We start from the raw sequence: 25,685 nt of genomic DNA, 5'->3' as shown, positions 1-25,685 counted from the left end.
CGAATGAGAGACAGGCTCCGGCGATGGCTATTTTCGCTGTATAACCTATGGAAGGTCAAGAGCATTCAGCTGATTCTCACAATCTCCTTCACGGTCATTACCTTAGGGGTCATGATCGTCGTCAGCGTCATTTTGTACGATAAGTTCGCCGAGACTGCGGAGCGGAACGCCCATCTTAGCAACCAACAAATTGTGGAACAGGTCAATTACAACTTGGAGCTCTATCTTCGCGGGATGACGGATGTGTTCGGGTCGCTTGAGCAGCGGCTTCGCGATACCGGGATCGGTTCGGGGGGAGAGCCGGCCTTGCTGGAGCCGTTCGAGACCATCGCGGGCACCCGGAAGGATCTCGTTTCGATGACCCTGCTGACGTTGGACGGAGAGCCGATCTTCAGCCTGCCAAGCGGTGGAATGCGCGAGGGGCTCCGCCTGCGGGAGCAAGGCTGGTTCCAGGCGGCGCTGGACCGTCCGAATTCCTTGACGTTTTCCCTCCCCCATATTCAGAATTTGTATAAGGGCCAGTATAAGTGGGTCGTCTCGATGACGAAGGTCGTTCCCGTGGTGCGTGCGGGGCGGACGGAGAATGCCGTGCTGCTGGTCGATATCAATTTTAGTACGATCGACGAGCTGTGCAGGAGAGTGAGCTTAGGGAACAAAGGCTACGTCTACATTATCGACGAAGGTGCGGGCAACATGATTTACCATCCCCAGCAGCAGCTGATCTATATCGGGCTGAAATATGAGAATGTGGAGCAAGTGTTGAAGTATGCTTACGGAAGCTTTACCGACGAGCAGGGGGGAGAAAGGCGGCTGGTCACGATCAAGACGGTTTCCGGCGTCGGCTGGAAAATTGTCGGCGTCTCCTACATGGATGAAATCATGACCGCGCGAAAGGAAATCAGCGGCTTTATGGTATGGCTGCTGGTTGTCGTCATTGTGTTTGTGCTGCTCATCTCGGCTTTCATGTCCGCCCGCATATCGAGGCCGATCAAGCGGCTGGAACGATCCATGAGGCGTGTAGAGCAGGGAGACTTCGATCTTCATGTGCCCGTCGGCGGGGAGGATGAAGTCGGTCGCTTGTCACGGCAGTTCAACGTCATGGTAGGACGTATCGGCGAGCTGGTGGAGCAAAATATCAGAGAGCAGGAGGCCAAGCGGCGAAGCGAGCTCGAGGTGCTCCAATCTCAGATCAATCCCCATTTTCTTTACAATACCTTGAATACGGTTGTGCGCATGGCGGGCAGCGGCAAAGGGGAGGATGTCGTTACGATGATCACCTCGTTGTCCAAATTTTTCCGGATCAGCTTGAGCCGCGGGCAAAATATCATCCCCGTTGCCGACGAGCTCGATCATGTGCGAAACTATTTGATCATTCAAAAGGTGCGGTACAAAAATCAGTTCGAATTTCAAATTACCGCTGACGAGCAGGTGACTGGGCTGCTCACGATGAAGCTGCTCCTTCAGCCGCTGGTAGAGAACGCGATCTATCATGGCGTCGAGCTGATGCCTGACCCCGGGCGCATTGAAGTCCGCGCCAATGTCTGTGACGGGAAGCTTCGCTTCCAGGTTCGGGATAACGGACTTGGGATCCGTGAAGAACGCTTAAGGGAAATCCGGCAGGAGCTGTATGGCTTGGGCGGAAGCCCTGCGAACGGGAAGACTAACGATTCGACTACCCGCGGCGACGGCTCCGGAGTAGGCGTGAAGAATGTACATGAACGGATTCGACTGCGCTATGGCGAGCCTTACGGCCTGGTGATGGAAAGCGAGCCGGAGGAAGGTACGACCGTTACCTTATGGCTGCCGCTACTGCGTGAGGGGGGACGAAAGGAATGACGGCTCGTCTGGTCCGGCTATGGATGGCAGTGCTGCTGCTGACCTTGGTTTCCGCCTGCGGCTCAGGGCTCGGCGGGAGCGGGAAGGATCCGCTCGGGGAAAGTCCTCGGGTTACGCTCGTAGCCCGCATGCAGCAGATCGACTATTGGAAGACGGTAAGGCTGGGTGCGGAGGCGGCGGCGAAGGAGATGGCCGTTACCCTGGAGGTGGTGAGCCCAGCCAGCGAGGAGGATGTAGAAGGGCAGGCAGCGCTGATCGATCAAGTGGCGGCAAGCGGGAAAACGGACGTGCTGATCGTCGCCGCCAACGATTACAAAGGCGTCGCTCCCGCAGTAGATCGTGCCGTCAGCCGAGGCCTTCCCGTGATCAACATTGATGCGGAGGTCGATTCGCCTAAGGTGAAAAGCTTCATTGGCATCGACAATGTCGAAGCCGGGCGGCAAGCGGCGGCGCGGCTGGCGGAGCTGATCGGCCAGCGGGGCCAGGTTGCCGTGATGAGCTTCGGCGCAGGTCCGCGCAACGGGGAGCAGCGCCGGCAGGGCGTGCTGGAGGTGCTGGAGCGGCGGCCGAACATCGAGGTGGTCGCGGTGGACCACTGCTACTCTGTGGGCACGTCCTGCGCGGAGGTAACGAGAAGCTGGGTGGAACGTTTCCCCAAGCTGCAAGGTATCGTCGCACTCAATGCAGTGTCCTCCCTCGGCGTGGCCCAGGAGATGGAGCGGCTGGGACTCGGAGGCAAGGTCAAGCTCGTTACGTTTGACAGTACGCCGGAGGAGGTGGAGCTGCTGCAGGAAGGCGTGATTCAAGCGACCATTGTGCAGAACCCGTTCAGCATGGGATACCTTGGCGTCAAGCATGCCGTCGATGTGTTGGAGGGGCGGAAGGTCCCAGCGCGTACGGATACCGGAACGAAGGTGATCGACCGGGAGAACATGTTCTGGCTGGAGAACCAGAAGCTGCTGTTCCCGTTTGTTCAATAAAAGCGAGTGGAAGAAGCGCTGCTTTTCTTTAAGGATGCGTTAGGCAAGAGCATCCCTGAAGAGCAGCGCTTTTTTTCATGGAAAAGACAGCAGCTGCAACACATGAGGATTTCGATAGAACAGATGAGGATTTTGCCTGTGAGGAGCCTCGGATTTCGAAGATAATGAGATTGTAAGCAAACGAGACAAGACAACTACATGCCAAATAAACTTATTGGAGGTCTTCATCAGATGAAAAAGAAGAGCGCAATGAAACGGCAAATCGCAGGTATTCTCCTGGCATCGGCCATGGCGGCGACCGTCGGCTGCGGTAACGCAAGCACTCCGGCGTCGACGTCAAACGGTGCGTCAGGCGGCTCGGGCTCCGGCGCGGAACAGAAGAACATCGGCGTAGCGATCTACAAGTTCGACGATACGTTCATGACCGGTGTCCGAAATGCCATCTCTGCGGCAGCGGAAGGCAAAGTAAAGGCGGATATCGTAGACAGCCAAAATTCCCAGCCGACGCAGAACGATAAAGTGGATTTGTTTATTACGAAGAAAATGAATGCGCTTGCAATTAACCCGGTTGATCGTACGGCGGCAGGCGTCATTATCGATAAAGCGAAAAAAGCGAATATCCCTGTCGTTTTCTTCAACCGCGAGCCGCTGGCCGAGGATATGAAGAAGTGGGATAAGGTGTACTACGTAGGCGCAAAAGCGGAGCAGTCCGGCACCATGTCCGGCGAGCTGGTGGCGGATTACTTCAAAAAGAACCCTGCCGCCGACAAAAACAAGGACGGCACGCTGCAGTATGTCATGCTGAAAGGCGAGCCGGGACATCAGGATGCGGAGCTTCGCACAAAGTTCTCCGTCAAAGCCCTCGAGGACGCGGGCATCAAGGTAGAGAAGCTGGCGGAGGATACGGCGATGTGGGATCGGGTTAAGGGCCAGGAGAAAATGGCTGCCTTCCTCGCGGCACACGGCGACAAGATTGAAGCGGTTTTCGCCAATAACGACGATATGGCGCTGGGAGCGATCGAGGCTCTGAAGGCGAAGGGCTATTTCAAGGATAACAAGTATGTCCCTGTTGTCGGTGTGGATGCAACGGCTCCGGCACTGAAGGCGCTGGAGGAGGGCACACTTCTCGGAACGGTGCTGAACGATGCGAAGAACCAAGGCAAGGCTACGCTGAATCTGGCGAACGCTTTGGCTAACGGCCAGACACCAACCAAGGACTCAATCGGCGGCTATGAGATTACGGACGGCAAGTATGTATGGGTGCCGTACAAGAAGATTACGAAGGATAACATGAACGACGCAAAGTAAACGGACGACAGCATAGGCAAGGCAAGGTGCAGGCGGGGCAGCGCAAGGCAGGAAGCGCGGCTCCCCTCCTTGCTTCTTAGGAACAGAGGGGGAGGCTTACCTTATGGCACCGGCTCAAACGGAATATGTACTCGAAATGCTAGGCATTTCCAAGGAATTTCCCGGCGTGAAGGCGCTGGATAACGTATCGATCAAGGTTCGCCCGGGCACGGTTCACGCGCTCATGGGCGAGAATGGCGCCGGAAAGTCGACGCTGATGAAATGTCTTTTCGGTATTTACCGGCCGGACTCCGGTGAAATTCGATTGAACGGCGTCCTTGTAGACATCGTGAATTCGAAGGCAGCCTTGGCGAACGGCATATCAATGATCCACCAAGAGCTGCACCCGGTCCCGCACCGGAATGTCATGGAAAATATTTGGCTCGGCCGGTTTCCGGAAAAAGGTTTCGGACCGCTGAAGCTAATCGATCATAAGAGGATGTATAAAGAAACCGAACTGCTGCTGCGTGATCTGGATATGGACATCGATCCCCTAGCCATTGTCGGGACCATGTCGGTATCCAAGGTGCAATCGCTTGAGATTGCCAAAGCGGTATCGTTCCGCTCCAAAATCATCGTGATGGATGAGCCCACCTCCTCGCTGACAGGCAATGAAGTGGAGCAGCTGTTTCGCATTATCGCCGAGCTGAAAAGCCGCGGTGTCGGGATCATTTATATCTCGCACAAAATGGAGGAAATCCTTCGCATCTCCGATGATGTGACGATCATGCGGGACGGGAAGCTGGTGGGGACTTGGCCTGCTGAAGAAATGACGACAGATACGATCATTACCAAGATGGTCGGCCGGGACCTCAGCGAACGTTTTCCCGAGCGGACGAATGTCCCCGGCGCTCCGATTCTTAAGGTGGAGCAGCTGACTTCTCCGGATCCGAGATCGTTCAAGGACGTAAGCTTCGAGCTTCGCCGAGGGGAGATTCTCGGCATCGGCGGCTTGGTCGGATCCCAGCGAACCGAGCTGGTGGAAGCGTTGTTCGGACTTCGGGCGGTGGCCTCCGGCTCCATTTCGCTGAACGGCGGCAAGGTAAAGATCGAATCGCCTATTGATGCGAAGAAGCACAAGATCGCACTCCTTACCGAGGAGCGGCGCGTTACGGGGATTTTTCCCGTGCTTTCCGTGCATGAGAATACCATCATTGCGAATTTGGAGCGTTTCCTATCGCCGCTGGGCTTGCTGAACGAACGGAAGGCCCGGGCGGAGTCCAGGGCTAGCGCCGAGAAGCTGCGGGTCAAGACGCCCTCGGTGGAGGCGCTCATTAAGAACCTGTCGGGCGGCAACCAGCAGAAGGTGCTGCTGGCCCGATGGCTTCTGACGGAACCGGACATTCTGATGCTGGATGAACCGACGAGGGGCATTGATGTCGGAGCGAAGTTCGAGATTTATTCAATGATTACGGAGCTGGCGAAGCAGGGCAAAAGCATCATCATGATCTCCTCGGAAATGCCGGAGCTTCTAGGGATGTCCGATCGCATCATGGTCATGTGCGAGGGACGGATGACGGGAATTGTAGACGGCAGGTCGGCTACGGAAGAGGACATCATGCGGCTGGCGACAGGTCACAGGGTCTAAAACAGGGGGAGGCAATAAGGCTATGAACACCAAGGCTGTAGGCCGCGTTTTTTCCCAATACGCCATTTATATTGTACTGGCCGTATTGGTTCTGGCTATCGCGGTGAAGGACCCGCGGTTTTTATCGGTTGATATATTTCGGGATATCTTATTGCAAAATTCCACGCGCGCCATCATTGCGCTAGGCGCCGCCTTCGTGCTCATCACCGGGGGCTCCGATCTTTCGGGGGGCCGCGTGGTGGGCTTAACCGCCGTACTGTCGGCTTCCATGCTGCAGATGGCGGATTATCCGAGACGCTTTTTCCCGGACCTTCCGGATTTGCCGATCTGGCTTCCGATTCTCGCCGGTGTAGCGGCGGGGCTGCTGGTCGGTCTGGTTAACGGCTGGATTGTAGCGAGGCTTCACGTGCCTCCGTTCATCGCAACGCTCGGTACCATGGTTATTGTGTATGGCGCAAACTCCATCTATTTTGATATGAAGCCGAACGAATCCCAGCCGATTGCGGGTCTTCGGGAGGAATTCACCAATTTGGGAACCGGCTTTATCGGGCCCAACGGGCCTTATTCGATTCCTTACATCGTCATTATAGCGATCCTTGTGGCGGCTATGGTATGGGTGATTTTCAACAAAACGAGGCTGGGCAAACATATGTACGCCATTGGAGGCAATGTTCATGCAGCGACCGTATCGGGAATTAACGTCAACCGGAATCTGATTTACATTTACGCCATTGCGGGCGGCTTGTACGGCCTCGGCGGTGTGCTGGAAGCAGCCCGTACCGGCGGTGCCACGAACAATTACGGCAACATGTACGAGCTTGACGCTATTGCTGCCTGCGTAGTGGGCGGCGTTTCGACGGCGGGCGGCATCGGAACGGTTCCGGGCGTGCTTGCGGGCGTACTCATCTTCGGCGTTCTTAATTACGGGCTGACGTTCATCGGCGTAAGTCCGTACTGGCAGCTGATCGTTAAGGGCTTGATCATTGTAGCCGCCGTTGCGTTCGATATTCGGAAGCATGTAGCGAAGAAATAAGTAGACCAAAGCGCTTCTCCTCTGCGGATGAGCGCTTTTTTTCTATGTCGCGGGCTCCCTCTGCCGCTCATACAATGCAGTAAATGGATGCAGAAGGCAGGTGAACCGAGCCGATGAACCCTATGTTTAAACAAGCCATGAAAATTCTCTTGGAGGACAAGGGGATGAAGAAAATGTACGGTGATCTGGAAAAGATGGCCAAGGAGCTGCAGAAGACCCTCAAGGAGTCGGAGGAATTGAAAAAGAAGTGGAAATGAAGCGGCAGTCAACCGAGCCGTGATTGTGAGCCCTCGTCTTTCTCTGTTATAGTTAATAAAAAACAAAGAAATGGACGGGGAGACGATGATCAAATTAGCAGCCTTTGATGTAGACGGGACCCTTCGGGACCGGGATTACCTGCCTGATTCCACTAGGGAAGCCTTGAAGAAGCTGAAGGAGCACGGAGTTCAGCTAGCCTTGTGTACCGGTCGGCCGGAATTTGAGATGGCGTCGCTTCGACAGGAGCTCGGCATCGATTGGGCCATAACCTGCAACGGAAGCCATATCGGGTATCGGGGGCAAACCGTCGTGGGCAATCCATTCCCGCAGGAGACGATTCGCAGATGGCTGGCGGAGGCGGAGCGCAGCAACCACTATCTACTGCTTTACGGCGCGGACCTGATGTATTGCAACGGAGCCGATGATACTCTCTTCCGTCAAGCGCAGCAGGAGATCGGCTTTATGGAGCCGATCCCGCTGGATACGGCAGGGGACATTCCTGATATGTTCCAAGTGATCGTATTCTGCACAGAGGAAGACGAGTATGCGTATACGGGAACGGGGGACGAGCGTGCGGGCTATTATCTTCACCGCTGGCGGCCTTGGGCGCTCGATATCAATCCGAACGGAAGGCACAAGGCGATCGGTCTGAGCCTGCTGCTGGATCATTTAGGCATTGCCCCGGAGGAAGCTGCGGCTTTCGGAGACGGCGGTAATGATTATGAGCTTCTGCAGGCGGTAGGCACCGGCATTGCCATGGGCAATGCGGATGACAGGCTGAAGGGTGTTGCCCAGCGGGTGACCCGGTCGCTTCACGAGGATGGCATTGCCTATGCCGTGAACGAGTGGCTGGTAAAGAAATAACATGCCGACAGGAGGATTCCGATCATGAACAATAAGGAGCGATTTTCGAACCGGGTGGAGGCTTATGTGAAGCATCGCCCCAGCTATCCGAAGGAGGCGCTTGACTATTTGTACGAGGTCGTAGGCTTTCAGCCCGGCTCGTCCATTGCCGATATTGGCTCAGGCACAGGCAAATTCTCCAGACTGCTGCTGGAGCGGGGAAGCACGGTGCTCGCCATAGAGCCCAATCGAGAGATGAGAGAGGCGGCCGAGGCGGCACTGGCATCGGAGAGCCGGTATCGCAGCGTTGCAGCGGCAGCCGAAGAGACGGGCTTGCCGGACCAATCGGTAGATTATATTGTCTGCGCGCAATCGTTTCATTGGTTTGACCGGGCTGCGGCACAGGTCGAGTTTCACCGTATTCTGAAGCCCGGCGGCAAGGTGGCGTTGATTTGGAACTCCCGCCGTATAGGGGGGACGCCCTTCATGGAGGCCTATGACAGGCTGGTGCGCACCTACGGTATTGATTATGATAATGTCGGACATAAGGTCATCACGGCGGATACGCTGAAGCCCTTCTTCCAAGCGGACAAGCTTACCTTGGGCCGCTTTGATTACCGTCAGTATTTTGATTACGAAGGGCTGCAGGGTCGTCTCGTATCCTCCTCCTACATTCCTACGCCGGGTCACCCTAGCTACGAGCCGATGATGGCCGAGCTAAAGCGGATATTCGAGCAAAACCGGCAGGAAGGGTTAGTGGAATTTCTGTATGATACGGAAGTGTTTTGGGGCGAAGTATAGCTACTTTAATGACGGACAATGGATCGCGTTCCACGACTTGGCGACAGGACTATCCTCAGTAGGAGGGATGCAGGCTTGAACTACCCCTCGAAGGCTAAGGTTTAGGATCAGCGTGTGGGTTACCTCCTGGCCCTCAGTCAGCAGGGTGACCCAAGCTCTGCCGTCCATGCGTTCTCTGTCGAACGGAACTCGCAACCCTTCATACCGGATGAGCGTAATGCCCGACCGGTTCACCCGCTCAGTCCACTCGTTCACATTGTGCAGTTTCTTATCCAGCGCCGCGGCCGCTTGGCCGTAATCCTGCCGGGCCAGAGCATTCATATACTGCTGGGCATACCGCTTGTGAATGGGGTTCGCTACCCAGCCGATCACCCGGATCGGGTCCAGCAGGAAGATCAAGAGAAGAAACGAGATGACACCGGTGAACGGAATCCATACGCCCGTCAGGCTGCGATTTGTTTTCATGACGAAGCAGCTCCTCCCGCTCAGAATTTCTATGAGTAAGACGGCAGCTTCGGAATAAAAGTTCCAAAAGAAGGAGCTTCTCCATCATGTTTGCTGTAACAGGCGCCATTCTATTTATTATTTATCATTTGATTTTATTGTACATCGGCTGGAACGGCTGGGTTTGGCTGCGTACCCTGTGGAGCGGCCGCAGGAGTATCCGCTATGTATACATCCTCGTACTCATGCTGCTGGCGTATTCCTTTTTTATCGGTCGATGGCTGGATGGCAATGTAATCATTACCTTGATTGGTGCGTATTGGCTTGCCTTGTTTTATTTCTCTCTCATGGTGCTTCCCCTTGCCAATCTTACGGTATTCCTGAGTCGATTTACGCGGGTCCCGCGTGCTCAGGCCGAGAAATGGATGGGCTGGGTAGCGATAGGCGCCGTAGCCGTGCTGTTTGCCTTGGGTTTGTTCAACGCGTACATACCTGTCGTAAGAAGCTACGAGATCACGATTCCCAAGAAGGTGGAAGGGAAGCAGGAGCTGCGGATCGCTATGGCGTCGGATATGCACTTCGGGATCCTGTCCGGCAGCAATCATGCCAAGAGACTGGTAGAGAACATTAATGCACTGAAGCCGGATCTGGTGCTCTTTCCCGGTGATATCATGGATGATGACATCGAACCGTTCTTAGGCAAAAACATCCCGCAACTTCTTCAGCAAATCGAAGCTCCGGTCTATGCCTCTTTGGGCAATCACGACCGGATGCACGGGAGGCTGCTGGAGGCGCTGGAGAGCACCGGCATGGAGGTGCTGTACGATGAAGCGGTGGTCGTGGATGACCGGTTCACGCTGATCGGCAGGAAGGACCGCCGGGATCGGGGAAGGCTGGAGCTGCCGCAGCTCGCGAAGCAGGCGGATCCGTCCAAGCCGGTCATCCTGCTTGACCACCAGCCGTATGATTTTGACATTGCGCAGCAGAATGGCATCGATCTTTTGGTAGCGGGACATACGCATCGCGGACAGATCGCCCCGGGCTTCCTTTTTACGGGCCGGATGTATGAGAATGATTGGGGATACCTGCAGAAGGGATCTCTCCACACTGTCGTATCCTCAGGCTATGGCTTCTGGGGAACGCCGGTTCGGATGGGCACGCGTTCCGAGATCGTCCAGATTATCGTGAAATTTCAATCGTAAGCAAACAAAACAGCCCGGATCGCCGTGATGCGTTCCGGGCATTTTTACGTGATTTATGCATTGACAAAAATCAATGCATACAGGTAATATACAAGTATACGAAATAGAGGGGGCTGAAGCAGCTGTGGGTGATTTGCATATATCCAGGCCGTCTCTGCTGGAGGTCGGCGAGGATTCCCTTCTTGCTTTGCGGACAGCAGACACGTCAGGGGTGACCAGTTGTGTTGATAAAGAGGCTTGGATCGTCAGCAGTGATGCCCCGAACGTAGTGGAGGCAAGCGGATTTCGCTTGCGGGCAATGGCTCCCGGGAACGTTACGATCCGCGTCAGGCCGTGCACGGAACCGGACGCCGAAGGCAGAAGCTGGACCGTTCAGGTAATTGACCGTCAATTAAATTCCAGTATACACCTTTTCAATAGACCGCGCATTCTCTTTACCGATAGGGAGCTGCAGGAATTTCGAAAGCGCATACAAGACACATCACCTATAGGCGAGAATTTCCTAGCAACCGATCGGCCTGCAATCCATTTTCCTCAGCTTTGGAAGAGTATGCTGAATACAGCGGATAACTACGTACAGGAAGAGCGGTTTGAGGTAAAGTATCCATCGGTCACGATGACTATGCTTGTGGAGCTGCCGCTCACGGAGCCAAAGACTATTCCTAACCCGGCGGGCTACGTCGATTATCCGTTCTGGACGATGTTCTCGCGGGCCGTGGAGGAGCGGCTGACCGTCCTATCCACTGCTTATATGGTGACCGGGGAGACGGTTTATGCGGACAAAGCGAAAATGTACCTGCTGGCTCTAACGGAATTCAGCAAATGGTATGAGTTCGACCATCGCGGTGCCGAAGGCAACTTGAGCAATGCGCATCTGGTGATCGGTGCGGCTAGCGCCTACGATGCGCTTTACGGTTACCTTACCGCCGAAGAGCGAGAGATTGCGGCAAAGGCGCTGCTTTACCGAGGGCTGCAGCCGCTCGCGATCGACCTCGGCAACCGGGATATGCACAATATCGTCGCGGCCAAGCAAGTGGCCATGATGTATGGAGCGGCAGCGCTGCATGGTGATTGTGCCTTCGCGGACAAATATTTGCAGCAGGCGTACGACTATATTTTGTCTTACCTCGATCGGAAGCTGGTATCGAGCGAGACGGAGGGCCTGCTGTACGACAACGTTGCCGCAAGGCACGTCTGGATGGCGGCAGACTTATACCGCCGGGCTACCGGCGATGCTACTCTCTGCAATCATCCTTATTTAAAGGAGGAGCTTCCGGAACGTTTCTTCCGGTTCCTTTCGGCAGGGAATACCAACACGTTCCCTAACCTTGCGGATTCGTTCCTGAAGCTGGATGTCTCCTACATGATGACGATGCTGGCATCCCACCATGCCCATCCCGCAGCAATGTGGTATGTGGAGAAGTTTGAAGCGGATAAGACTTCCGTGTTGATGAACCTGCGCGGGATTCCGTCTGCCATCGGACCCGATGTGTTTTACAAGGAGCAGCCGTCTCGGGTTTTCGGTACGATCGGTTGGGCAGCACTCCGCACGGGGTGGGGCGCCAACGACCACCTGCTGGCGTTCACCTCGAGTGGCTCCGCCAGAGATCATACGCATAAGGATCAAAACAATCTGATGCTGAACGTAGCCGGGGAATGGCTGCTGACGAATCCGGGGTATCAGGATTATGTTCCTGGGCCAAGAGCCGATTATACGGTAGGCACCGTCGGACATAACAGCTTGCTGATCAACGGACAGGGACAGTCCGCTCGGGGAGGCGGCTTTATAGCAAAGGCTTGGATGACTTCGTGCTTCGAAGCGGTGCAGGGAGACGCATCAGCCAGCTATGAGGGAGCGCTGAAGGCTTATCGCAGGAGCATCCTGCATATCAACAAAAGCTGTTTCCTGGTGTGGGATGAAGTGGAGACGAATACCGTGGACGATAGCCCGCAGCTCCTGTTTCATACGGCGTCGGCAAATCGGTTCTGCCAGCAGGATAAGGTCCTGAGCGTAAGGGATAAGGTCATGACGAACACGGTGACGATCCACGGGGAGAAGGAAGCCGTGAAGCTGCAAGTGCTCTTCCCGCCGGATGCACAGATGGACATTACGGAGTATCCGGGAGCGGAAACATACGGGCCGTACGCATCGGTCCGGGAGCAAGCATCGAAGAGCACGCGCAAGCAGTTCGTGACGCTGCTGGCGCCATCTTCGACTAACAGCACTGACATCATGGCTGAGGGCAAGGAGCTGGCGGAAGGAGTTCTCGGTGTAACCCTGGCATTCGGAGAGGGCAACGATGCACTGATCCTAAGCGCCGATGAACGGATCACAGTGGACTTTGACGGGAACCGATTCCAGGGTAAGGCACTGTGGATGCATCGGAACAGCTCGAAGCTAGCCGCATGGGAAGCGCAGCATCTGCACATCGAAGGCAGGCTGACACTGCAAGCGGAGATCCCGATGAACATCGCGTACGACGCATTCTCCGGTGAGCTGGCCGTCCACCATTACGGGCAAGAGGCGGCGGCGCTCATTTGGACAATACATGGCGAATCAAGCCGAACATGGACCTTATCTCCGGGAGAGCACAGGCTCCATAGAGTAGAAGGGGTGAATGATTGAATACGGTGACGAAGCAAGCTGCTGACAACGTAAGCTCCGTCCTTCCGCGCAAAAGCAAGGGAGCCCGCTTAAGAGCCAGGCTCTGGAAGGACCGTTATATTTATTTACTGCTGATGCCGGGGCTGCTGTTCTTTCTGGTCTACCGGTATGTGCCGATGCTCGGCATCGTCATTGCCTTTAAGGATTACAGTCCGTTCATGGGCATTGCCGATAGCCCTTGGGTCGGGATGAAAAATTTCGCCCGGATTTTTGAAAATGCGGAGGTCGTCCGGGTTATCTGGAATACCCTGATCATTTCCCTGCTGCAGATCGTGTTCGCCTTCCCGGCGCCGATCCTGCTCGCACTGATGTTGAATGAAGTGTCCCGAAGTGCGTTCAAACGCGTCATTCAGTCCATCGTTTATTTGCCGCACTTCCTCTCTTGGGTCGTTGTGGTCGGAATCGTTACGATCTTTTTCCGCAATGACGGCCTTGTAAACGACTTTCTTGTGGAGAAGTTCGGCTTGGAGCAGACGATTCCGTTTCTGACGAATCCGGATTACTTCCGAACCTTCATTGTGGCGGAGGTCATATGGAAAGAGGTGGGCTGGGGCACGATCATCTTCCTGGCGGCTCTAGCCGGCGTCAATCCGGCGCTGTATGAGGCCGCGGTCATGGACGGTGCCAGCCGTATGCGCCAAATCTGGCACATTACGCTTCCTGCTATTCGCAGCACGATTGTCATTTTGCTGATCATCCGGCTCGGGGACGTGATGGAGGTCGGATTCGAGCAGGTATTCCTGCAGCTGAATCCGTTCAATATGGACATCGGCAACACGCTCGACACCTACGTGTACTACAAAGGGATTCAACAGTCCGACTACAGCTTCTCAACAGCGGTCGGCGTGTTTAAAGGTGTGGTCGGCCTGGTGCTGGTTATGGCGGCCAACAAGCTGGCGAAGCGTTTCGGTGAGGAGGGTGTTTATTAATGAAAAACAGAACATCAGCCTTCGACCGCCTGTTCGACTGGGTTAACGTTTCCGTGCTTTTATTGATTGCAGCCGTTATGCTGTTTCCGTTTCTGTACTTGTTCTCGGTGTCCTTCTCATCGCTGGAGGACTTCCTGGCCAGCAGACTGCTGCTGTGGCCATCGAACTGGACGACGGATGCGTATGAATACATCCTTGAATCCAGAGCGTTCCGCAACTCGATGATGATCACGATTGTGGTGACGGTCATCGGTACGCTGGTGAACCTGATTTTTACGGGAACGATGGCTTATGCGCTCTCCAGGCAAATCATCGGGCAGCGAACCGTGATGTTTATGGTAGTGTTCACTCTCCTGTTTTCCGCAGGGATGATTCCTTCCTACCTGGTTGTGAAGGCGACGGGCCTGCTCGACTCGATCTGGGCGCTCATTTTACCGGTTGCTATCACGCCGTTTAACCTGATTGTCATGCGGCAGTTTTTCTTGAGCATTCCGGGCGATCTGTACGATGCGGCGCATATGGACGGAGCGAATGATTTGCAGATTTTCACGCGCATCATTCTTCCGCTTTCCAAGCCGTCGCTGGCTGCCTTCGGCCTCTTCTATGCCGTTACGCATTGGAATAACTATTTTGCGCCGATTCTTTACATCAATGCTCCGGAAAAATGGACGATTCAAGTCATTCTAAGGCAAATCGTCGTGGTAGGCGAGGCCACGGCTACCTTGGCGGGGGACAATTCCTTCTCGGAGAACCCGCCGCCGCCGGAGACGATTCAGATGGCCGCCATTTTGCTGGCTACGCTGCCGATTCTCCTGGTGTATCCGTTCCTGCAGAAGCATTTTGCCAAAGGAGTCATGCTGGGCGCTGTGAAAGGCTAGGCTTCCTTGTAAGCTTCATACTCGGGTTGTACTGAAATGACATATAAATGGAGGGTTCGAAGAATGAATGCAAAACGCACGACGTTCGTCACCTTAGCCGTCCTGCTGGCGGCAACTGCAGTAGCGTGCTCCAAGCAACCGGCAGCGGGAACCAATCAACCGAGCGCAGAGGCTCCTAAGGAAGATCCCAACAAGAAGCACACGATTACCGCACTGGACTTCCGCTACGGTGATCCGCCCCCAAGCTCGAGTCCAGGGCTGAATATGATCAACGAAAAGTTTAACATCGATTACAAGGTTACCTTTGTGACCAACACGGCCTTTGATGAGAAAATCAATGCGACCTTCGCTTCCGGCGACATTCCGGATATGGTAGGCCTGATGTCGACGGACCTGAAGGCTCGTTATGCCAAGTTTGCCAAACAAGGCGCCTTCCTTCCGCTTGACGATTACATTAAACAGTACCCGACCCTGCAGGTGGTGCCGGATTTTATCTGGGATTCTATGCGCGTCAACGGTAAAATTTATGCGATTCCGCAATATTCGCCCAAATTCCAAGTGGTTACCGTCATTCGTAAGGATTGGCTCGATGCCGTCGGGATGAAGGTACCGACAAACTATGAGGAGCTGAAGCAGGTAGCGCTTGCTTTCACGAAGAACGACCCGGACAAGAACGGGAAGAACGATACGTACGGCTTCGCTATCGGAAAGGACATCAACCCGAACTTTAACCAAGGGCCTTATTGGGATCCGGACGCTTGGTATCATAAGAACAAGGACGGAAATTACATTCCTGGCATGATCGGCGAGGGCCGCAAGGAAATCATTCAAATGCTGGCCGATCTTTACAAGGAAGGCGCGATCACGAAGGACTACGCGGTTCTGAACTGGGCGGACACGAACAAGGAATTTTATTCAGGCAAGGCGGGGATCTTCATCGGTACGCCGCGAGGCATGTCCCAAGCGTACATGGACGGTCTGCTCAAAATCCACCCGAATGCGCAGTTCGTCAGCCTGGGTGCCTTCGTGGATAAGAACGGCAACCAAGGCCTGACGGCGGGGAGCGGCTTTGCCGGTTTGACGGTGCTGAACGCGAAGCTGGCGAAGGAGCCCGATAAGCTGAAGCGGATTCTGACGCTGAATGAGTTCGGCCGCAAGTTTTATGCCGATGATCAGAAGAACGAGAAGAATGCGGATTTCGACTGGTGGTCCGGCAAGGTGGGCGTAGGCTATGACATGGTGAACGGCCAGCCGGTGAACAAGAAAAATTTTGCCTCCGACGGTTTGGCTCCATCGACTTATTTTGTAGACAATGTCGCTTGGGCACCGAAGGATACCGACGTGAATTATTCCATCACTTATCAGACGAAGCAGCTGTCCGATCTGGTCAAAGAAATTGAGACGATGTACAAGAGCGTGAAGCTTTATGCGAATCCGATCAACGGCTTGGAATCCCCTGCAGATCTGGAGAAGGGCGACGAGCTGAAGAAGTACCTCATGAACGAGCAGGTGAAAATGATCGCCGGCCAGCGTCCGGTATCCGATTGGGATAAGCTGGTTCAGGAGTACATGGACAAGGGCGGAGCGAAGATCGTACAGGAGTACAATGCCGGCATCAAAAATAAAGACCCGAAGGCGTTGTTTAAATAATGACAAACAAGGGGCAAAGCGGGCTTTTGCCCCTTTTCCTTTTAGGAGAGGAGCGGGACATCATGCTAAGACTGGCTAAAGTAGGCGTATGGCTGGACGGCGCCGCTGCGGAGAAGAGATGGCGCTATGGGCAGAACGTTTTTGAATTGTACATGGAGGAAATATTGGCTCATGCGGGAATTCCGTTTCGCAGGCTGACCACGGGTGCCGAGCTGACGGTATACAGTCCGGATGTGCTGCTCGTTGCACTGGCCGGGGAATCCGATGCGGCGCTGGAGGAGCTGCTGTCCTTCGTTCGAAGCGGCGGCACGCTCATATCCTATGCTGGGTTGAACCGTCTAGCGGGACAACTGGGCTGCCGCGAGCTTGCCGTACGGGACGCGGCGTATGCCGAGCTGCCTGAGCAGGGGATCGCCGCCGATGGGGTGGCCCTGAGGGCCTTGAAGGTACGCCCATGGGTCCGTGTAGAGGCTGAGACGGCGACGGCGCAAGGCGTGCTTCGCAAGGGAGAGCCGAACGGCGAGACGATCGGGGCGGCTTCGTTGGAGCTGGTTATCGGTTCGGGAAAGCTGATTCGCTGGAACGTCAACGTGCCGGAGACGATCGTACGTCTTCAGCAGGGCTCCGGCCCGGTAGTGGAGGACGGAATCCCGGCAGCGGATGGAACAGGCACGCTGGATGAAGGAATCCTCAAAGCGGATGATTGCTGTGAGCTGGATTGGGAGCTGGACCGGACGGAGACGGCGACAGGCGTACCTTACTACGGGGTCCCGTATGCGGACCTGTGGCGCGAAGCCATGATCGGTCAGCTGCTTCGGGAAACGTTGGAGCGCGGGGCCGCATTGCCTTTTGTGGACTACTGGCCGGAAGGTGTACGGCAAGTGGCGATGATATCCCATGACAGCGATTTTAATGTGGATGCCTCGGCGGAGGCTACGCTGGAGGTGCTGAAGGAGAACGGCGTTCAGTCCACCTGGTGCATGATCGAGCCTGGATATTCCACAGATATCTATGAGAAAATCAAAGCGGACGGCCACGAGCTGGCTTTCCATTATAACGCGCTAGAGAAGGAAGACGGCATTTGGGATGCTTACGAATTTGAGCGGCAGCTGGAGTTTATTCGCTCCTCTACAGGGGAAGAGGTCGTATCGAATAAGAACCATTATACCCGCTATGAGGGCTGGGGCGAGCTGTTTCAGTGGTGCGAGAAGAACGGGATCGAGGCGGATCAAACCCGCGGACCGAGCAAGAAGGGCAACATCGGTTTTTTGTTCGGCACCTGTCATCCGTACTACCCGATCGCTTGGTCGGATGAGCGGAACCGAACGTACAACGTACTGGAAATCGGCTTCCTGACGCAGGATCTCGAGCATCCGTCACTGGCGGATACTTCGGTGATCGACCCGTTCCTGGATGGCGTGGAGAGGGTGCGCGGCGTGGCGCATTTTCTGTTCCATCAGCTGCATGTGCTCCAGCAGCCGAAGGTGCGGGAAGCCATGGGGCTGGTAGTCCGCAGAGCGAAAGAGCGGGGCTTTACTTTCATGACGTCGGCGCAGATCTTACGCTGGGAGCAGGCCCGGCGGAGGACTGTTCTGGCAACCGGCGAACAAGGAGGACTGCAGCTGCAGCAGGCGCCGGACGGCGCTGTCGTATGGATTCCGACGACAGCAGGTGAAGGCGCGGAAGCCGTACGCTTCGGCGTAGGGTGCAGAAAGGTTGTTATTGGAGCGGGAACGGATGTACAAGCGGCAGCGGGACGGGAGGCATAACATATGGAACAGTTAGCGTTATTAGGCGGTCCGAAGGTCAAGACGACCCCGTTCGGGACGGGACGCCGCTTTGGTCTGGAGGAGGCGACCCAGCTGCTGGAGGCGCTGGAGCAGAACACGCTTTTCTACCATTTCGGCGGCAAGGTGAAGCAGTTTTTGAACGATTTTAACGTAATGTACGGAGTAAAATACAGTGTGGCCACCTCCTCCGGCACCGCTGCGCTTCATGTAGCGATGGGGGCTGCAGGCGTGTCGGTCGGGGACGAGGTGATTACAAGTCCGATTACGGATCAAGGAACGTTAATCGGAATTCTGTATCAGAATGCGATTCCCGTATTCGCCGACCTGGATCCGCATACGTACAATATGACGCCGGCATCAATTAAAGCCCGCATCACGCCAAGAACGAAGGCGATTGTCGTTGTGCATCTGGCAGGGAACCCGTGCGATATGGATCCGATTATGGACATTGCGCGCAAGCACGGGCTCAAGGTCATCGAGGATTGCGCACAGGCGTATCTTACAAGATACAAGGGACGGCTGGTCGGGACGATCGGCGACTACGGCTGCTTCAGCACCAACGATTTCAAGCACATTAGTACGGGCGATGGCGGTATGGTGACAGTAAATTCGGCAGATGAGACGGATTACCAGGTGACGCATGCCTTCGCCGATAAAAATTACCGCCGATTCGGGACGGGGCTCCAGCGGGATACGCATTATGTTGCTCCTAACTACCGCATGACGGAGCTGCAAGGAGCGGTCGGTATCGCTCAGCTGAAGAAGCTGGAGTGGATTTGCTCCCAACGCAGACGCTTTGGAGACCGGATTACGGCAGGATTGGAGAAGGTTAACGGCTTGGTGCCTCATCACGTGGCGGGGGGGAATGAATGCACGTATTGGTTCTATATGTTTCGACTGCGCGAGGAGGAGCTGACTTGTACTCGTGAGGAGTTTTGCCAGGCGCTGACCGCGGAAGGCATTCCGAACCGGGCGGGCTATATTCCGGATGTGTGCTACATGCAGCCATTGTTTCAGCAGCGCCAGGCGTACTTGGGCAGCCATTTTCCGTTTGATCAGAGCGATGTATCGTACGATCGGGGACTATGTCCGGAAGCGGAGCGGATTTTGCAGACTGCGGTGCAAATTCCTTTAAGCGAATTTTATACGGAGCAGGACGTGGAAGAGATCATAGCCGCGCTGCGCAAAGTAGCGGGTTCCTATGCGAGGTAGCGACATGGCAGATCCATTTATATGCCTTGGGACGCCGGTAAGGGCGGATGAAACGCGGTCGGCTGCGGTATGCACTTCCGCGGACGGCAAGCAGCTCGTCGTTCTTGCGGCGAGAGGCTACGTGGTCATCGTCGACCCTGAGACCGGCAGCTGCCGGCAGACGGCGTTTCCAGAGGGGCTCATCGATTATCCCTTCGGCTCCATGGCGACAAGCTCGGGCTTATTTATTACCGGGGCGGGACCGCTGCTGATGGTGCTCGATCCGTTCTTAGGTCAATTTATCCGATGGTTCCGGCCCGCACCGGAAGAAGAGATCATCGGAATGGCATTTGCCGAGGATCGGGAGGGCATCGTGTATGCCACCACTTATCCGGGGTGTAAACTGTTGCGGTTGGAGCTCTCGCAGGGAAAGGTGGAGGAATTGGTTCAGCTGGACCCGCTGCAGAAGTATGCCATGACCTTGGCTGCAGGTGAGGACGGCTGGATTTACGCCGGGATCGGTACGCAGACCGCCGTCGTAGCGGGCTTCGAACCGCGAAGCGGCGCGCTGCGGAAAGTATTTGCCGCGGGCAGGGGGGCCGGCGAAGTGCATCTTGGCGAGGACGGTCGGGTATACGCCGCTCTGCCCGCAGCGGAAAGCGGACGCAGATGGTTTCGGATGGCAAGGGGTGAAGCCGTTCCCATGGAGGGTTCGGCTGTTGCCCCTTCACTCTATTTTGGCACAGGCTACAACAAGCTGCATCGCAACTTATCCGGTCGCCGGCGGGTAATGCAATACCAGCTCGCGGAAGGGGAACTGGTGCTTTCCGACGGAGAGAGCGAGACTGCCGTTCCGCTGCGTTACGAGGGCAATGGGACGGCGCTTTCGCCTATGTTCCTTGGGCCCGACGGGCGCATCTACGGAACCTCGAACCATCCCCTTCACTTGTACTCTTACGAACCCGGTGCAGCCGGTGTGGTTACTTACGGCGGCAAGGCCGTAGAGAAGGGCGGTGGCGGCAATATTTGCGCTTATGCCTCGCAAGGGGAGCTGCTGTTCGGAGCGGCCTACGCAGGAGGGCATCTCCACGTATTGGACACGACAAAGCCTCTGGCGGGCGAAACGGGAGGCTCCAGAAACCCTAGGCTGCTTTATTCCGATGAGCGGATTCATCGTTCCCGCTGCATGCTGACGCACCCGGACGGCGAGCACGTGCTGTACGGCGGCTTTCCAGGCTACGGCATGGTGGGCGGCGCTCTCGGTGTGCTGCACGTGCCGACGGAGTCCGTCACGGTATATGAGCACCACGAGCTCTGCCCATACCAGAGCACGCTAGGCCTAGCCGCCTTATCCTGCGGCGATGTAATCGGCGCAACCAGTGTAGAGACGCCAGGGGGTGCGGAGCCCATTGCAAAGCAGGCGGAGCTGTACCGTTTCGACTGGAAGAGCCGTGCGGTTTCCGCCCGCTGGGTGCCGGTGCCCGGTGCGAAGGAAATTTCCATGATCGCAGTGGACAGTATGGAGCGGATCCATGGGCTGACCTCAGATTCAATCTACTTTGTATTCGATACGGTACGGGGTGAGCCGGTCTATCAGCAGGATTTATCCGCTTGGGGCCAAGTAGTAAGGCATGGGCTCATATGGATAGAGAGGCAAGGCAGGCTCAGCCTCATAGGGCTGTTAAGCGGAGCCGTCTTCGAGGTAGATCCGAACACGTATCGTGCCGGGCTTCTCGCAACTCTTCCGAAGCCCGCCACCAGTGGCATAGCCTATAAGGACGGGCTCTTATATTTCGGGTGCGGGTGCGAGCTGTGGATGTACCGTTTGGTGGAAGGGAGTGTATAAAACCATGGGTTATAAGCTTTCGGAGAGAACACTGGCCACGATACCTAAGCTGCTGGCCGGAGTAGATTCTTCGGCAGCATGGCAGGCGAAGCGCGAGAAGATCAGGGAGGTGTGGAAGCGGCTAGTAGGGATGCCGCCCTCGCAGGATTTTTGGCCCGAGCCTGGCCGGCACGTGGCATTCGAGGTGATGTCTGAGCGGACGGAGAAGGATCATCGCAGGCTGGATATTCGCTACTGTACGAAGGATGGCGATATCATTACGGCCTATCTGCTGCTTCCGTCAGGAATGGAGCCCGGACGGCAATATCCTGCTGTTCTCGCCATGCATCCCACAACGGATTGCGGACGAGCGGACGTAGCGACCCCACAGGGCCGAGAGAACCGGCGGTACGGCTTGGAGCTTGTATCCCGTGGCTACGTAGTGCTTGCACCGGACTCCATCAGCTTCGGCGATCGAGTGTATGAGGGGGCGGAGCCGTTCCAGACCGCGCCGTTCTACGAGCTTAACCCCCAGTGGACGGCTGTCGGCAAAATGCTGGCGGATCATCTGCTCGCTCTCAATCTGCTTTGCAGTTTGCCGGAGGTGGATCCGCAGCGGATCGGCGCTATCGGGCATTCGCTAGGTGGGTACAACGCGTGGTTTTTGGCCGGCTGGGACCGGCGTATCCGCGCGGTCGTATCCAGCTGCGGCTTCTCCATGTTCACAGCTGACCCGGAGCCGAATCGCTGGGGTCAACGGGAATGGTTTTCCCATCTTCCCGAGGTCACCCATTACCTTCGTGAGGATCAGATTCCCTTTGAATGGCACGAGGTCGCGGCATTAGCTGCTCCTACCCCCTTGTTTATGTGGAGCGGGTTGAAGGATCGTATATTCCCGAATTGGCAGGCCATCGCTGAAGGAATGTCCGATTTGGAAGAGCTGTACGGGCAGGAAGCGGCGGCCGGCTCCTTTGAGTTTTGGCTGGGCCCCGCCGGCCATGATTTTCCTCCCCGCGCAAGAGAGCTGGCGTACTCCTTCCTGGATCGATGGCTGGCCAATAATGAGAAATGATGGAAGCCGAATGGAATTGTCGCAGGTCCCATGATATACTGAAGCTTAAAGACATGTATAGGAGCGGTATATATTGCTGCGAAGAAGAAATAATTTTCAAGAACGGTACAACCAATTCCTTCAAGAGCTACGGGACGAAATCGTCAGCGGCGGTCTGCAGCCGGGCGAGTACATTTTGCCGGAAAATACACTGAGCGTTCAATATGAAATAAGCCGGGTGTCCGTTAGGAAAGCGCTAGCCGAGCTGGTCGAAGAGGGCTTGATCGAGAAGATCGCCGGCAAGGGCAATCGGGTCAAGCCGCCGGATCAGGACCAGACGCCGGTGGTGCTTCGGCTGGCCTGGTTTTCCAGCTCGTATGAAATCAATATCGTTCGCCGCATCATCGGTGCATTCGAGGAGAAGCACCCTTTCGTCAAGGTAGAGCTGGAGCTGCTTCCTGAGCAGGGATACGCCGATCTGCTGATCCGTCAGATGGAGCAGGAGCAGGGGCCGGATGTATTTATGTTATCCGATTTGCATTTCCGCCAGTGGCTGGATGCAGGGAAGTCGGAGCAGGTTACGGGCTATGTTCCGGGACACCTGAAACCGGATGAAACCACCTATCCGCAGGTGTTCGAATTGTTCTCGGACGGAGGCAGACTGCTGGCGGCTCCGTTTATTTTCTCCCCGGTCGTTATTTGCTTTAACCGCACCTTATTCCGGGAGAGCGGGCTGTCCGAGGAAACGGCGCTGAAGGATTGGGAGGATTTGCTCAGGGTAGCCAAGCATTGCACCCGTGATGTGAACGGGGACGGGCTAGTGGAGCAATACGGCTTCTGTTTCTCGTCGTCCTACAACCGCTGGCCTGTGTTTCTGCTGCAGAACGGCGGCGAGATCATGTCCGAGGACGGGGAGCGGTGCACGCTGGCCAAACCGGAGAACATCGAAGCGCTGGATTTCTGTACCTCATTGATGTATAAGCATGGCGTGTCTCCGATTTATGCCCATGGGAGCAGCCATTTGGCGGAGAGCTTATTCATGAAGGAACGCGTGGCAATGATCATGTCCACGTATTACTTCATGAATGAATTCCGGGATCATTCCATCCAATGGGACGTGCTGCCGGTGCCCCAGCATAAGAAGCAGGCGACGCTGCTGCTTGGCGGCGGCTTGGCGGTGAACGCCGGAAGCGAGCATGAGCGGGTGGCCCAGCGGCTGGTCGATTTCATGACAGGAACGGAGGCGCAGACTCTGTTGAAGCAGTATGGCTGTACAATTCCCGTATTGAAGTCGGTGGCCGAGGACGATACGCTGCTGAATCCGGCCATCCATCCGCAGCACTACAATCGGTTCTTGGATGTGCTGCCCTACGCACAGCCTCTGAGGAGCCTGCGTCTCAGCCAGCAGGAGATCGATAAGCTTTATGATGAGCTGAACCTGCTCTGGGCCTGCATGGAGAGTCCGGACGAGGCCTGTCAGAGGATTGAGCGAAGGTTTAACGAGCAACGGAGCACGCAGCCCCTTTCGTAGCTTCGAGGCGGCGAGGGGATCGACATCGCTCATATACCCGGACACATGCCGAGGATATAGTATACGTCTTAGCTTCTGGGGCTGTCCCAAAAGTCATAGATGACTGAGGGACTGCCCCTTTTTCTCAATTTTGTAAAACAAAAAGAAACCAATCCTTGGTAAAATGGAAGTGTCGAGCAACCATTGAAAGGAGAGGTTTCTTTGTTTATTCAATATACCATGGATCAGCTATGTCTGCCAATGGATTTGGAAATGGACATCCCACCACGTCACGTAGCGCGAGTTATTAATAGCTTCATCAATCGTTTGGACGACAGCTTGTTTACAGCTGCGTATCCCGGAGGCGGTCGGGATAGCTATCACCCTAAAATGCTTACTAAAATCATTGTGTATGCTTATTCTCAACGTATCTACTCCTCTAGACAGATTGCCAAGGCCGTGCGTGAGAATATCCCTTTCATGTGGCTGGCAGGTCGCCAACAGCCGGACTTCCGGACCATCAATCGGTTTCGCTCCGAGCGGATGAAGGAGCAGCTCGAGAAGATTTTTGCAGGAATGCTGGAACTACTAACGGCCGAGGGGTACATCAAGCTGGAGAACTACTTCGTTGACGGCACCAAAATCGAAGCGAATGCGAACCGGTATACGTTTGTCTGGGGAAAAGCTGTCAAGAAACAGAAAGCCAGACTGGAAGAGAAAGTGAAGCAGCTCTTTATTGAGATTGACCAGCAGGAGATTCAGGAAGATAAAGAGCACAACGGTAAGGACCTGCTCGAGCTGGGCGGAGATGTCGATCTAACAAGCGAGGGCATGGAGGCGGCCTTAACGAAGCTGGAAGCCAAGTTGAAAAGTGAACCAAAGAACAAAACGGTTAAGAAAGCGGTACGGCAGCTGCGTAAGGATTTTGTTCCCCGCCAGCGGAAGTACGAAACTCAGCTTCAGATCCTTGGCGAACGAAACAGTTTCAGCAAAACGGATCCAGATGCGACGTTTATGCGAATGAAGGAAGACCACATGGGTAACGGTCAACTCAAGCCTGGCTACAACGTACAAGTCGGCACAGAGAACCAATTTATCGTAGGTTACTCCCTCCACCAGCGTCCGACAGATACGCGTTGCCTTATTCCGCACCTTAACAAGGTAAAAGAGACGCTTGGTCGTCTTCCTAAAACCGTCATCGCCGATGCCGGTTACGGTGGTGAGGAAAATTATGCGTACCTAGAGAAAGAAAACGTGGAAGCGCTCGTGAAGTACAATTCCTTTCATAAGGAAGTATCAAGGGCATGGCGAAACGACGTATCCCGCTTAGAAAACTGGACGTACAACGAGGACAAAGACATCTGGGTATGCCCAAACGGAAGAACACTACATTTTATTAAGGAAAGCAAGAACAAGACTGATAGTGGGTACGGGGTCAAATTGCGGATCTACCGAAATGAGAACTGTGAGGGGTGTCCGTTCAAAGAGAAATGCACCAAGTCTGAACGCAGCCGTGAAATAAGGGTCAGCATGGAGTATCTTCGCTACAAAAAAGTGGCTAGAGAAAAATTAAGAAGCGAAGATGGACGCAAGCTCTCGGTTCAGCGAATGATCGAAGTGGAAAGTGTGTTTGGGCAAATGAAAAATAACCGGGGATTCCGGAGGTTCCTGCTTCGCGGCTTACCAAAAGTAAGCTTGGAGGTCGGGTGGCTTTCGCTTGCCCACAATTTGCTTAAGGTGGTGACCACGGAGCAAAAAAGACAAATAGCCGGGCAAGAATAAACCCTGCCCGGCCATTTTTATTGCGATATACGAAGTTGTAAAATAAGAGGCGGTCCCCTCGAGTAGATTTTACGCTACTTTT

At 55.2% G+C, this 25,685-nt stretch carries 20 protein-coding genes; 19 read left to right on the top strand and 1 reads right to left on the bottom strand.

The genetic code is table 11. The features are described from left to right. Nucleotides 1-3: 3 nt before the first annotated feature. The 8 genes from RAC89_RS09435 (at nt 4) to RAC89_RS09400 (ending at nt 8,686) form a co-directional block, all read left to right on the top strand. Nucleotides 4-1,836 (top strand): cache domain-containing sensor histidine kinase, encoded by a 1,833-nt coding sequence (locus RAC89_RS09435; RefSeq protein WP_306613186.1) that lies wholly within the window; start codon nt 4-6, stop codon nt 1,834-1,836. After that, entirely contained in the window at nt 1,833-2,816 is a 984-nt protein-coding gene (locus tag RAC89_RS09430; RefSeq protein ID WP_306613184.1) for a substrate-binding domain-containing protein, read from the top strand. The genes RAC89_RS09435 and RAC89_RS09430 overlap by 4 nt, the downstream gene beginning before the upstream one ends. A gap of 249 nt (nt 2,817-3,065) precedes the next feature. Then, a complete protein-coding gene (locus RAC89_RS09425; RefSeq protein WP_306616075.1) occupies nt 3,066-4,124 on the top strand; it encodes a galactose ABC transporter substrate-binding protein in 1,059 nt (352 codons plus the stop codon). A gap of 103 nt (nt 4,125-4,227) precedes the next feature. Beyond that, nucleotides 4,228-5,751, top strand: coding sequence for a sugar ABC transporter ATP-binding protein (locus RAC89_RS09420; protein WP_306613183.1), 1,524 nt, complete (start codon nt 4,228-4,230; stop codon nt 5,749-5,751). A gap of 22 nt (nt 5,752-5,773) precedes the next feature. Further along, nucleotides 5,774-6,784, top strand: coding sequence for a galactose/methyl galactoside ABC transporter permease MglC (mglC, locus tag RAC89_RS09415; protein WP_306613182.1), 1,011 nt, complete (start codon nt 5,774-5,776; stop codon nt 6,782-6,784). Nucleotides 6,785-6,897: 113 nt separating this feature from the next. Further along, a complete protein-coding gene (locus RAC89_RS09410) occupies nt 6,898-7,041 on the top strand; it encodes a hypothetical protein (RefSeq protein ID WP_306613181.1) in 144 nt (47 codons plus the stop codon). An 85-nt stretch (nt 7,042-7,126) separates the two neighbouring features. Beyond that, entirely contained in the window at nt 7,127-7,906 is a 780-nt protein-coding gene (locus RAC89_RS09405) for a Cof-type HAD-IIB family hydrolase (protein WP_306613179.1), read from the top strand. Nucleotides 7,907-7,930: 24 nt separating this feature from the next. Then, nucleotides 7,931-8,686, top strand: a complete 756-nt coding sequence (locus tag RAC89_RS09400; RefSeq protein ID WP_306613178.1) for a class I SAM-dependent methyltransferase — start codon at nt 7,931-7,933, stop codon at nt 8,684-8,686. Here RAC89_RS09400 and RAC89_RS09395 read toward each other — a convergent pair whose 3' ends face one another. Then, entirely contained in the window at nt 8,687-9,151 is a 465-nt protein-coding gene (locus RAC89_RS09395) for a hypothetical protein (RefSeq protein ID WP_306613177.1), read from the bottom strand. 86 nt (nt 9,152-9,237) lie between these two features. On the opposite strand from RAC89_RS09395, the gene RAC89_RS09390 reads away from it, so the two are divergent. The 11 genes from RAC89_RS09390 (at nt 9,238) to RAC89_RS09340 (ending at nt 25,603) form a co-directional block, all read left to right on the top strand. Further along, nucleotides 9,238-10,332, top strand: a complete 1,095-nt coding sequence (locus tag RAC89_RS09390; RefSeq protein ID WP_306613175.1) for a metallophosphoesterase — start codon at nt 9,238-9,240, stop codon at nt 10,330-10,332. 124 nt (nt 10,333-10,456) lie between these two features. Further along, nucleotides 10,457-12,958, top strand: a complete 2,502-nt coding sequence (locus RAC89_RS09385) for a heparinase II/III domain-containing protein (protein WP_306613174.1) — start codon at nt 10,457-10,459, stop codon at nt 12,956-12,958. Between the two features lie 113 nt (nt 12,959-13,071). After that, nucleotides 13,072-13,926 carry an ABC transporter permease gene (locus tag RAC89_RS09380; protein ID WP_306616074.1) on the top strand — a complete coding sequence of 285 codons (855 nt, stop codon included), beginning with the start codon at nt 13,072-13,074 and terminating at the stop codon, nt 13,924-13,926. After that, nucleotides 13,926-14,804, top strand: coding sequence for a carbohydrate ABC transporter permease (locus RAC89_RS09375; protein ID WP_306613173.1), 879 nt, complete (start codon nt 13,926-13,928; stop codon nt 14,802-14,804). Before RAC89_RS09380 ends, RAC89_RS09375 begins: the two co-directional genes overlap by 1 nt. 63 nt (nt 14,805-14,867) lie before the next feature. Then, entirely contained in the window at nt 14,868-16,454 is a 1,587-nt protein-coding gene (locus RAC89_RS09370; RefSeq protein ID WP_306613172.1) for an extracellular solute-binding protein, read from the top strand. Nucleotides 16,455-16,516: 62 nt separating this feature from the next. Further along, nucleotides 16,517-18,223: a polysaccharide deacetylase family protein gene (locus RAC89_RS09365; RefSeq protein WP_306613171.1), complete on the top strand. Its 1,707-nt coding sequence runs from the start codon at nt 16,517-16,519 to the stop codon at nt 18,221-18,223. Between the two features lie 3 nt (nt 18,224-18,226). Beyond that, entirely contained in the window at nt 18,227-19,456 is a 1,230-nt protein-coding gene (locus tag RAC89_RS09360; protein WP_306613169.1) for a DegT/DnrJ/EryC1/StrS family aminotransferase, read from the top strand. A 4-nt stretch (nt 19,457-19,460) separates the two neighbouring features. Beyond that, nucleotides 19,461-21,281 (top strand): NHL repeat-containing protein, encoded by a 1,821-nt coding sequence (locus RAC89_RS09355; RefSeq protein ID WP_306613168.1) that lies wholly within the window; start codon nt 19,461-19,463, stop codon nt 21,279-21,281. A 4-nt stretch (nt 21,282-21,285) separates the two neighbouring features. Next, nucleotides 21,286-22,332, top strand: a complete 1,047-nt coding sequence (locus tag RAC89_RS09350) for an alpha/beta hydrolase family protein (RefSeq protein ID WP_306613167.1) — start codon at nt 21,286-21,288, stop codon at nt 22,330-22,332. 73 nt (nt 22,333-22,405) lie between these two features. Further along, nucleotides 22,406-23,842: an extracellular solute-binding protein gene (locus RAC89_RS09345; protein WP_306613165.1), complete on the top strand. Its 1,437-nt coding sequence runs from the start codon at nt 22,406-22,408 to the stop codon at nt 23,840-23,842. Nucleotides 23,843-24,043: 201 nt separating this feature from the next. Continuing rightward, nucleotides 24,044-25,603, top strand: coding sequence for an IS1182 family transposase (locus RAC89_RS09340; RefSeq protein WP_306613164.1), 1,560 nt, complete (start codon nt 24,044-24,046; stop codon nt 25,601-25,603). Nucleotides 25,604-25,685: the final 82 nt, after the last annotated feature.

Origin of the sequence: Paenibacillus sp. GD4 (assembly GCF_030846225.1) — a bacterium.
Classification (GTDB): Bacteria; Bacillota; Bacilli; order Paenibacillales; family NBRC-103111; genus Paenibacillus_G; species Paenibacillus_G silviterrae.
The sequence above is the reverse complement of the archived record's forward strand: the minus strand, read 5'-3'. Positions and strand labels throughout refer to the sequence as shown.